Below are 9,628 nucleotides of genomic sequence, written 5' to 3'. Positions count from 1 at the left end.
CTCTGGCTCTGGCTCTGGCTCTGGCTCTGGCTCTGGCTCTGGCTCTGGCTCTGGCTCTGGCTCTGGCTCTGGCTCTGGCTCTGGCTCTGGCTCTGGCTCTGGCTCTGGCTCTGGCTCTGGCTCTGGAGAGACAACCCCTGCATCATGCGGCAAGTCAACCGCATCATCATCGCGCGTTTCGACAAAATCCGACACTGGCACAGTTTCGGGTGCGACGGTCTGAGCGATTTCAGGCGTTTCAACCACCGCCTCGGCAATCGCAACTGCTTCTTCGACACCGCCGTCTTCAACGATCGCCTCCAGACCCTCATCTATCTTGGAGGATGACTTGAACAAGCGATCCTTGAGTTTCTTGAAAAATGCCATGCGTGCCCCCGGCCTCTTGCCACTCGGTCACCATCTAAGGGGATTTAGGGGCAAGGGGAAGACCCGCGCGATGCGGGCTTAAATCTCGTCGCCGAAGTGTTTCATCACCAGACGGATCGGGTTCGGCGCGGCTTGCCCCAAACCACAGATCGAGGCATCTACCATTGCGGTGCTCAATTCCTCCAGCAAAGGCTGATCCCAAGTGTCCTGCTGCATCAGTTTCACCGCTTTTTCGCACCCCACACGACAGGGCGTGCATTGCCCGCAGCTTTCATCCTCAAAGAACCGCAACATGTTCAAAGCCGCTGCGCGGGCAGAATCCTGATCTGACAATACAACCACGGCGGCAGACCCAATAAAGGACCCCAGAGGTTGCAAAGTATCGAAATCCAGTGGCACATCGTGGATCGAGGCCGGCAGCAACCCGGAGGACGGACCGCCTGGTTGATAGGCTTTGAACGCATGACCTTCCGCCATACCACCTGCTGCCTCGATGATATCGGTGATCGTGGTACCTGCCGCCAGCAAATAAACACCGGGAGTCGCGACGCGGCCCGACACGGAAAAACTGCGCAGCCCTGTGCGGCCATTCTTTTCAGTGCTCGACAGAATCTCAGGACCTTCGCGGCAAATGCGCGCGACCCAATGTAGCGTTTCCACATTGTGCACCAGCGTCGGTTGGCCAAAGATGCCGACCTGCGCCACAAATGGCGGGCGGTGACGCGGCATACCCCGCTTGCCTTCGATGCTCTCGATCATGGCCGATTCTTCACCGCAAATGTAGGCACCTGCACCGCGCCGCAGGTCAATGTATCCCGGCTCTACGATCCCGGCATCCTCAAGGGCTTTGATTTCACGCGCAAGAATTTCCAGCACCGCCGGGTATTCGTCGCGCATGTAAATGTAGGCTGTTTCCGCCTCCACCGCCCAGGCGGCGATCAACATGCCTTCTAGGAACAGATGCGGCACCCGCTCCAGGTAATAGCGGTCCTTGAAGGTCCCCGGCTCGCCTTCGTCTCCGTTCACGGCCAGATAGCGCGGTCCTGCGTTTGCCCGCACAAATCCCCATTTTTTGCCCGATGGAAACCCGGCCCCGCCGAGCCCCCTGAGACCCGAGGCGAGCACCTTTTCCTGAACTGCTTCCCAATCGCCCGCTTCGCGCAGGCTTTTCAAGGCTGCGTAGCCGCCCGCTGCAGCATAGGCTGCGAAATCTTCATAGTCCGGAACATGCGCATGGGTATGGCCGGCCTCAATCGCAGCTTTAACCTTTTGCGGGGTCGCGTGGTCGATATGAGCATGGCCGAGCTCCAACACAGGTGCGGTGTCACACCGTCCCATGCAGGGCGCCCGCAACACGCGTACCTCGGTCGGGTCGAGACCCTCTTCCAGAGCAGACTTCAAAGCCTGCGCACCGGCCAATTCGCAGGACAGCGAATCGCAGACCCGGATCGTCAGCGCAGGCGGTGGGGTCTCGCCTTCTTTGACCACATCGAAATGCGCATAAAACGTCGCCACTTCGTAAATCTCGGCCATGGACACGCGCATTTCTTCCGCCAGCGCGCGCAAATGTGCCGAAGACAAATGCCCATAATGATCCTGGATCTTGTGCAAATGCTCGATCAGCAGATCAGCACGACGTGGCGCATCACCCAGAAGCGATTTGACCTCGTCCCATGCACTATCGTGCAACTGCCGGCCTTTGGTATGACGGCGTCCCTTGCCCTTGCCGGATTTCCACACACCCTTGCGCTGGGATTTATCAGCCGTATCCAGTGCCATATCTTACGTCTCCGTGCCCGGGCAGATCGCTCAGGTCTCAAATGTCATTGCATTGCGCGGACCCTAACAGCCCAATGTCATGCAGGATATGACCAAAATTGACCTCAAACAGGACCAGAAGCGACACTCTGTGTCTGATCAGAAACTTCCGGCATTAACTGCGACACGTCCCCGCGCTTGGATCCCCACCAAAGCCACTATAAACTCCATCCAAATGTGACTAAGCGCGCATGCAAATTCACAGTGGACGATGCCCGCTCCCTTCAATCTTTCAAAGCGTTTACCTTTCCGAGGCGAGTTTCAATCAGGAAAGTTGATCATGTGCAAGCGATCTGCCGCGCAAAACAGGGTGTTGTCATACTTCTGGGTTCAGGCACCACTGGTTCTTCACCCCTAATTCTGTAAGAGTATTTCTATGTTTCGAGTCTCCCTATCCTGCATCACCGCCCTCTTCGGTTTCTGTCTTACGGCAACTTTCGCATCAGCCTTGGATACGATGACAGCGCAAGAATTCGACGACTACACACGCGGGAAAACCCTGTTTTACGGGCGCGACGGCCAATCCTACGGCGCCGAGATTTATATGGATAATCGACGCGTTCGATGGTCGTTCCTGGACGGCTACTGCAAGGACGGCACATGGTACGAAGAGGCGGGCCAGATTTGCTTTGTCTATGAAGACAATCCGGACCCACAATGCTGGACATTCAGCGAACAGGGCTCCGGGTTGGTCGCACAGTTTCAAAATGAGCCCGGCAACACTGACCTCTACGAGGCAGACAATCTCGGTGAAGAGATGATCTGCCTTGGCCCCGAAGTCGGTGTCTGAAACGGCCTAGAACAACGATCCCTGCTGCGGCGGTTTGGGCGGTTTTTTCCGCGCAGCGGGCTTTGTATCCACCGTCATCCGACCGTCGGCGAACTGGATCTCCAAAACGGCGGCTGATTTTGCGGTCTTGCTATCGGTGATGACGGCGCCCGCGCTGCGCACAACTGCAAAGCCACGCTCCAGCGTTGCCTCATAACCCAACGTCAAACGCAACCGTTCCAGCGTGTCAATCTGATCGCGCCACCTGGCCACATTGCGCAGCCCGGCATCTGAAAGCCGACGGGTGATCGCCGCCAACTCCTTAGACTTTCGGTCCTGATCCCGGGCCAAATCCGCAGGACGGAAACGGCGCGTCTGGGCGGACAATTGCTCTTTCCGGCTCGCTATGCTCCGCACGAGCGCCGGTGCCAGGCGCGCAGATGTGTCGCGCAAGCGTCGGTCCTCAACGGCCAGAGACCGCTTTAACGTCGAAGGTCGCAAACTACCGCTCATATCCGCAAGCCGAACTTTGCGTTTCTGTACGCTGGCAATAAGTGCGGGTCCCAGTTGCAAATTGGCCGTATCGAGCCGTTGGCGCGGCGTATCCAGCAGATTTTCCGCCCGTGGCAATGCTCGCGCCATATCGCGCAGTCGCTGCCCACGTCGGGTCAGCCCCTGGCTCAGCATTTGCCGCATGCGCGCGTCCTGCCCATCCAGCCAAGCCATCAATTCATGGCGCACCGGCACGGCCAATTCCGCAGCGGCTGTGGGCGTCGGCGCACGTTTGTCGGAAACAAAATCGATCAGAGTCGTATCGGTCTCGTGCCCGACAGCTGAAATCAGCGGGATCTGTGAGGCTGCAGCGGCCCGTGCCACGTTTTCCTCATTAAACCCCCAAAGGTCCTCCACAGACCCGCCGCCCCGTGCCACGATCAGCAAGTCCGGACGCGGTATGGCACCTCCGGGCGTCAGCTGGTTGAATCCCTCTATCGCACGGGTCACTTCCGGGGCGCATTTCTCCCCCTGCACCGCGACGGGCCAAATCAGTACCTTGCGGGGAAACCGGTCGCGCAGGCGATGCAGGATATCGCGGATCACGGCCCCCGTCGGCGAAGTTACAACCCCGATCACCTCGGGCAAATAGGGCAGCGCATGTTTGCGCGCCTCGTCAAAAAGACCCTCCGCCGCCAAGGTCTTTTTGCGTTTTTCCAACAGCGCCATCAACGCGCCCTTGCCCGCCACCGAGACGTCATCGACGTTCATATTGTATTTCGACTGCGCCCCGTAAGCGGTGATGCGCCCGGTGACAACAACTTCCAGCCCCTCCTCGGGGATCACGCTGAGCTTTGCCACCTGTCCTTTCCAGGTGGTGCAGGACAGCTGGTTCCGATCATCCTTGATGTCATAATACATGTGACCCGAGCGCGCCTTGATCACGCGGCTCACCTCGCCACGCACCCGCACACGACCAAACTCACCTTCCAGGGTGCGCTTCACAGCTCCGGAAATTTCACTCACGGTGAATTCGGGCGTATTCTGGCCCGGTGCGGGGTCGTCAAGCAGATCCATGAAACCTCTGGTGTTGTGTCGCGGTTCCGCACAGCTTAGAACGCCCGGAACCCAAGGCCAAGCAGATCAGGAGCGCGCCCATGAACATTCTCATCCTTGGCAGCGGTGGGCGTGAACACAGCCTCGCCTGGGCCGTGATGCAAAATCCGAAATGCGACCGTTTGATTGTGGCACCGGGCAACGCAGGCATCGCCGAAATCGCGGATTGTGCCGCGCTCGACATTGAAGACGGTGGTGCGGTGGCCGGTTTTGCGGAAGAAAAAGCCATTGATTTCGTCATCATCGGGCCGGAAGCACCGCTGGCCGCGGGTGTCTCGGACCGGCTGCGCGCCGCTGGGTTTCTGGTTTTCGGCCCAAGTGGCGCGGCTGCGCAATTGGAGGCCTCAAAGGCCTTCACCAAGCAGATCTGCGACGCGGCCGGCGCACCAACCGCAGCCTACGGGCATTTCACAGATGCCGCATCCGCAAAAGCCTATGTGCAGGCCCAAGGCGCGCCGATAGTGATCAAGGCTGATGGCTTGGCAGCAGGCAAGGGTGTGATCATTGCCGAAACCGTGGCAGATGCACTCGCCGCCGTGGACGAGATGTTTTCGGGTGCCTTCGGCGAGGCGGGCGCGGAAGTGGTCATTGAGGAGTTCATGCAAGGCGAAGAAGCCTCCTTTTTTGTGCTGTGTGATGGCGAGGACGTGCTGCCCATCGGCACTGCGCAAGACCACAAACGTGTGGGCGACGGCGATACCGGCCCCAATACTGGCGGCATGGGCGCCTATTCGCCCGCACCTGTGATGACCGATGCGATCATCGCCGCAACGCTGGACAGAATCGTGAAACCGACGATGGCCGAGATGGTCCGACAGGGCACACCGTATCAAGGCGTATTGTTTGTGGGCTTGATGATTGAAAACGGCAACCCACGACTGGTGGAGTACAACGTGCGATTTGGCGATCCGGAATGCCAGGTGTTGATGATGCGGTTGGGCGCACAGGTTCTCGATTTGCTTCAGGCCTGCGCCGAATCCAGGCTGGCCAAAGCGCAGATCAACTGGGCCACAGACCACGCCTTGACCGTGGTCATGGCGACCAAGGGCTACCCCGGCACCTACGAAAAAGGCTCCGTGATCGGCGGTTTGAACGACATGGTCGAGGACAGCAGCCACATGGTCTTTCACGCAGGCACGGGCCGTGCCGCGGGTCAGTTCACCGCAACAGGTGGCCGGGTTCTGGCCGTGACAGCACGCGCTGGATCGCTGCAAGAGGCGCGCACCAACGTCTATGCCATGGTCAACGACATTGACTGGCCCGAGGGGTTTTTCCGCCGCGATATCGGCTGGCGGGCACTTTCAGAAAGCTAAGGGGCGCACTCCAACGCGCGCGCAAATGCCGCACGACTGGTGTCTTGTCCGATGACGCGCAGGGTCAGCGTGCCGTTGAAGGTCACACTGACCATCTGTGACCAATTGGCCGAGGCAAGTATCAATTCGGGGCGACCTGCACAGAGCCGCACACCGCCCGCAATATCGGTTTCCCCGATGCGGTGGTTTGTAAGCCCGCCCAGACTGGCCACTTTTTGCAACTGCCGCTCGCGATAGCGATATAGACGCAGGGTCTTGGCCAGGTGGGGGCGATCCACATAGGCAATTTCCACGTGACCGTCGCCATCAAGATCAGCCGCGCCCACCGGGGCCAGCCACCGAAACCGTGTGCCGATGAAATCTGTCGCCGTGATCCGACCTTGCGCGCCATAGATCGCCAAACGCGCACCTTGCGTCTGGCTGCTTTCAACCACCATGACCTCCGGTTGCCCGTCGAAATCCAGATCCTGAACGCGGGGCGCTGTATCTTCAAAAACCAGATCAATGGGCAACGTAAAGCGGCGCACCGTTCCATCAATCAAATCCAAACGGAGCGTCTCATGCTCAATGCCATCGCCCAGAACGGCATGTGCGTACCGCTCGGTAGGCCCTTCATAGCGTGCCGATAGAATCGTGTCGCTGGCCGCAAGAGACCCGGGCAACAGGCACAACGCCAGCATTGCGCGGCGCATGGCACGTGCCAAAGGGCGCCACGGCACACGCCGCGCCCCGGAACGCATCAGATCTGTTTTTCAGGCATCTGTACGATCAGACCGTCCATCGCGTCGGTCACTTTCAACTGGCAGGTCAGACGCGAGCGCGCAGGATCAGGCTCATAGGCGAAATCCAGCATGTCCTCCTCCATGTCTTCCTTGGCGGGCAATTTGTCCGCCCAGGCAGGATCCACATAGACGTGACAGGTCGAGCACGCGCATGCGCCGCCGCAATCCGCCTCAATCCCGGGAATGTTATTGTCCCGCGCGCCTTCCATCACGGTCAGACCATTGGCGACATCCACCACATGCTCCGTACCGCCGTGTTCAATATAGGTGATCTTTGCCACGTCTTTCGTTCCCTTCTGGTCTGTTTCAGCCTGTCTACCGGGGCGATATAGGACGCGCCAGCCTCTTTTACGACCCAAAACAGACGGGCTTGCGACAATGTGGATTTGTTCTATATTTGTTCTCATGCGTGTTGTGAATGCCCCACCCTTTCTTTCGACCTTTGCTCCGGCCAATGGCTTGTGGCCAAGACCGCCCGCCTGTCTTGTGGCCGCGCGCCTGAACGAACCTCCATTGAATGCGCGCATCACAGTGGCCGGGCTGGTGATACTGCGGCAACGACCGGGCACAGCCAAAGGGGTCATTTTCATCACTCTGGAGGATGAAACCGGCGTGGTGAATATTATCGTCTGGCGTCACATCTATGAAAAATTCCGCCGCGCGGTTGTTGCAGGGCGGATGCTGCGCGTGACCGGGCGGCTGCAACGCGCGCATTCCGTCACCCATGTGCTGGCGGACAGTATTGAAGACATTTCTGCCATGCTGGACACCCTTGTGCTATCCGGAACGTGAAACAAAGGCTCTAGGCACCAGCCGCGCAAGACGATAAAAGCCCCAAATACAAGACCCAAAGGACATTGGGCCATGATACAGGTGCACAGAATTAAGCTCGCGCGCACGGTATGTGCCGCCTGTTGCTGTGGGTTGATCTCAGCTTGCGCACCCGGATCACCATTGTCATCCACCCCAACCAGCCCCGCGGATGCCGCCCCCGGCACCTGCTGGAACAAGACCGAAACACCAGCGGTCATCGAAACAATCAGCGAAAGGGTCCTGATTTCCCCAGTCGAAGTCGGCGCAGATGGCGTCATCCGCACACCTGCGCAATACAAAACCAGGAAAAGCCCGCAAATCGTGCAACCCAGACAGGAAAACTGGTATCAAATCGTCTGTCGTGACGACATGACGACAGACTTCACCGCAAGCCTGCAGCGGGCTCTGACCGCGCGTGGGTTTTATGTGGCAGCGATAACCGGAAAATTGGACAGAACCACCCGCGACGCGATCGCGGCGTTTCAATCATCGCAAGACCTGCCCGGCTCCGTCTTGACCATCGCCGCGGCCAAGCAGCTTGGCCTGGTTGCGGTCGTTAGATCATAAAAACGAAAAAGGGCGCCATTCAGGGCGCCCTCATCGCAATAAGCGCGCGGTCTACTCTGCGAGAGACAAAGCCACAAACCGTGGATCACCCGCGCGGCGCACCAACAAAAGCAGCGACTTGCGCCCGGCTTCCTCGGCCGCCTCCACACGTTTCTCCAGATCGGAGATCGATGTGACCTTCTGCTGACCGGCTTCGGTGATGATATCGCCTGCACGCAAACCTTTCTCGAAAGCCTCCGACGCCTCGTCTACGGCTGTAACGGCCAGCCCCGGCATATCTGCTTCGGCTCCCAGCTCTTCACGCAATTCGTCGGTCAGCGACGTGAGTGTCAGACCCATAAGCTCTTTTGTCACAGGAGATTCGTCTTCTTCTTCAGGACCTGCAGCTACAGCAGGCACGGCCCCTTCAGCTTCTTCGCGGCGGCCAAGCGTTACTTTCAGCGTTACCGATTTGCCGTCACGCATCACCACAACTCGAACCGTTTCGCCAACCGGGCTATTGCCCACGCTGCGCACAAGGCCGCGCGTGTCGGCAACCTCATTTCCCGCGAAACTCATGATCACATCGCCGGCTTCCATACCAGCTTCCATAGCCGGTCCTTCAGGCACATCGGTCACCAATGCGCCGGTGGCCGCTGCAAGCCCCATGGCTTCGGCAACATCTTCGGTCACATCCTGAATGCGCACGCCCAGCCAACCACGGCGGGTTTCGCCGAATTCCTTGAGCTGGTCTACCACACGTGTCACGACATTTGAGGCCATCGAGAACCCGATGCCAATAGAGCCACCATTGGGGGACAAAATCGCCGTGTTCACGCCAATAACATCCCCATCCATGTTGAAGAGCGGCCCACCGGAGTTGCCCCGGTTAATCGCCGCATCCGTCTGGATGTAATCGTCATAAGTTCCGCTCAGCGCACGGTTGCGGGCTGACACGATGCCAGCACTGACAGAGAAGCCCTGACCAAGCGGGTTGCCCATCGCGACAACCCAATCGCCCACACGCGCCAGATCGCTGTCGCCAAATGACACAAAGGGCAGTGCGGTGTCCGCTTCGACCTTTAACAGAGCGATATCCGTGTTTGGGTCCGTGCCAATCACTTCGGCTTTCAACTCTTCACCATTGAAGAATTCGATCAGAATCTCGTCGGCACCGTCGATGACGTGGTTGTTGGTCACCACAAACCCGTCTTCGGAGATCACAAATCCGGAGCCAAGAGCGGAGGACCGGCGCGGCCGTTCGCCATCACCATTGTTGCGCTCCTGAAATTCGCGAAAGAAATCCTCGAAGGGCGAGCCTTCCGGAGCAATGCCTTGCGGGCCTGTGCGTCCGGCTACTACGGTAGAGGTTGTGATGTTAACCACGGAAGGGCTGATTTGCTCCGCCAGTGGCGCGAGGCTGGATTGCTGCGCCCAAGCGCTCAGCGGCTGCACCAGCATGAATACCAGTGTCAGAACCGCCAAGAGCAACAGGCGCATCTGTTGTGTGATGGGTCTTGTGAATGACATGGATACTGCCGAAGGCTGCATGCGTCGTCTCCTGAAAATAGTGTTCTGGGCCCATGGGCCGCATTAATTATCGCTCGGTGTGA

At 58.7% G+C, this 9,628-nt stretch carries 9 protein-coding genes and 1 pseudogene; 4 read left to right on the top strand and 6 right to left on the bottom strand.

Annotated elements, in window-relative coordinates:
• Positions 1-366: pseudogene (locus AB8B75_RS10250) on the bottom strand (signal recognition particle-docking protein FtsY); the annotation flags it as partial.
• Between the two features lie 78 nt (positions 367-444).
• The gene (locus AB8B75_RS10245) at positions 445-2,145 is read right to left on the bottom strand and encodes an NAD(P)H-dependent oxidoreductase subunit E (RefSeq protein ID WP_405361951.1); all 1,701 of its coding nucleotides are present in this window, start codon (positions 2,143-2,145) and stop codon (positions 445-447) included.
• Between the two features lie 415 nt (positions 2,146-2,560).
• Between AB8B75_RS10245 and AB8B75_RS10240 the strand changes: the two genes are divergently transcribed.
• Positions 2,561-2,974, top strand: a complete 414-nt coding sequence (locus AB8B75_RS10240) for a hypothetical protein (RefSeq protein WP_405361949.1) — start codon at positions 2,561-2,563, stop codon at positions 2,972-2,974.
• Positions 2,975-2,980: 6 nt separating this feature from the next.
• Here the strand turns inward: AB8B75_RS10240 and xseA are convergent, their stop codons facing one another.
• Positions 2,981-4,522, bottom strand: a complete 1,542-nt coding sequence (xseA, locus tag AB8B75_RS10235) for an exodeoxyribonuclease VII large subunit (RefSeq protein WP_405361947.1) — start codon at positions 4,520-4,522, stop codon at positions 2,981-2,983.
• Between the two features lie 80 nt (positions 4,523-4,602).
• On the opposite strand from xseA, the gene purD reads away from it, so the two are divergent.
• Positions 4,603-5,874, top strand: a complete 1,272-nt coding sequence (purD, locus tag AB8B75_RS10230; protein ID WP_405361945.1) for a phosphoribosylamine--glycine ligase — start codon at positions 4,603-4,605, stop codon at positions 5,872-5,874.
• Here purD and AB8B75_RS10225 read toward each other — a convergent pair.
• A complete protein-coding gene (locus AB8B75_RS10225) occupies positions 5,871-6,614 on the bottom strand; it encodes an FG-GAP repeat domain-containing protein (protein WP_405361943.1) in 744 nt (247 codons plus the stop codon). The genes purD and AB8B75_RS10225 overlap by 4 nt on opposite strands.
• Complete coding sequence (locus tag AB8B75_RS10220; protein WP_405361941.1) at positions 6,614-6,937, bottom strand: 2Fe-2S iron-sulfur cluster-binding protein; 324 nt, start codon at positions 6,935-6,937, stop codon at positions 6,614-6,616. Before AB8B75_RS10220 ends, AB8B75_RS10225 begins: the two co-directional genes overlap by 1 nt.
• A 124-nt stretch (positions 6,938-7,061) precedes the next feature.
• On the opposite strand from AB8B75_RS10220, the gene AB8B75_RS10215 reads away from it, so the two are divergent.
• Both AB8B75_RS10215 and AB8B75_RS10210 read left to right on the top strand, forming a co-directional pair.
• Positions 7,062-7,448, top strand: coding sequence for an OB-fold nucleic acid binding domain-containing protein (locus AB8B75_RS10215; RefSeq protein ID WP_405361975.1), 387 nt, complete (start codon positions 7,062-7,064; stop codon positions 7,446-7,448).
• Positions 7,449-7,520: 72 nt separating this feature from the next.
• Positions 7,521-8,036: a peptidoglycan-binding domain-containing protein gene (locus AB8B75_RS10210; RefSeq protein WP_405361939.1), complete on the top strand. Its 516-nt coding sequence runs from the start codon at positions 7,521-7,523 to the stop codon at positions 8,034-8,036.
• 51 nt (positions 8,037-8,087) lie between these two features.
• On the opposite strand, the gene AB8B75_RS10205 is transcribed toward AB8B75_RS10210, so the two are convergent.
• Positions 8,088-9,566, bottom strand: coding sequence for a Do family serine endopeptidase (locus AB8B75_RS10205; RefSeq protein WP_405361937.1), 1,479 nt, complete (start codon positions 9,564-9,566; stop codon positions 8,088-8,090).
• Positions 9,567-9,628 lie beyond the last annotated feature (62 nt).

Origin of the sequence: Roseobacter sp. (assembly GCF_045106495.1) — a bacterium.
Taxonomy (GTDB): domain Bacteria; phylum Pseudomonadota; class Alphaproteobacteria; order Rhodobacterales; family Rhodobacteraceae; genus Roseobacter.
This window is presented reverse-complemented; position numbering and strand designations above follow the sequence as displayed.

Coding starts and splice junctions, on each gene's coding strand:
- AB8B75_RS10245 (WP_405361951.1), bottom strand. CDS start 2,145: ATGGCACTGGATACGGCTGATAAATCCCAGCGCAAGGGTGTGTGGAAA.
- AB8B75_RS10240 (WP_405361949.1), top strand. CDS start 2,561: ATGTTTCGAGTCTCCCTATCCTGCATCACCGCCCTCTTCGGTTTCTGT.
- AB8B75_RS10225 (WP_405361943.1), bottom strand. CDS start 6,614: ATGCGTTCCGGGGCGCGGCGTGTGCCGTGGCGCCCTTTGGCACGTGCC.
- AB8B75_RS10205 (WP_405361937.1), bottom strand. CDS start 9,566: ATGCAGCCTTCGGCAGTATCCATGTCATTCACAAGACCCATCACACAA.
- xseA (WP_405361947.1), bottom strand. CDS start 4,522: ATGGATCTGCTTGACGACCCCGCACCGGGCCAGAATACGCCCGAATTC.
- AB8B75_RS10210 (WP_405361939.1), top strand. CDS start 7,521: ATGATACAGGTGCACAGAATTAAGCTCGCGCGCACGGTATGTGCCGCC.
- purD (WP_405361945.1), top strand. CDS start 4,603: ATGAACATTCTCATCCTTGGCAGCGGTGGGCGTGAACACAGCCTCGCC.
- AB8B75_RS10215 (WP_405361975.1), top strand. CDS start 7,062: ATGCGTGTTGTGAATGCCCCACCCTTTCTTTCGACCTTTGCTCCGGCC.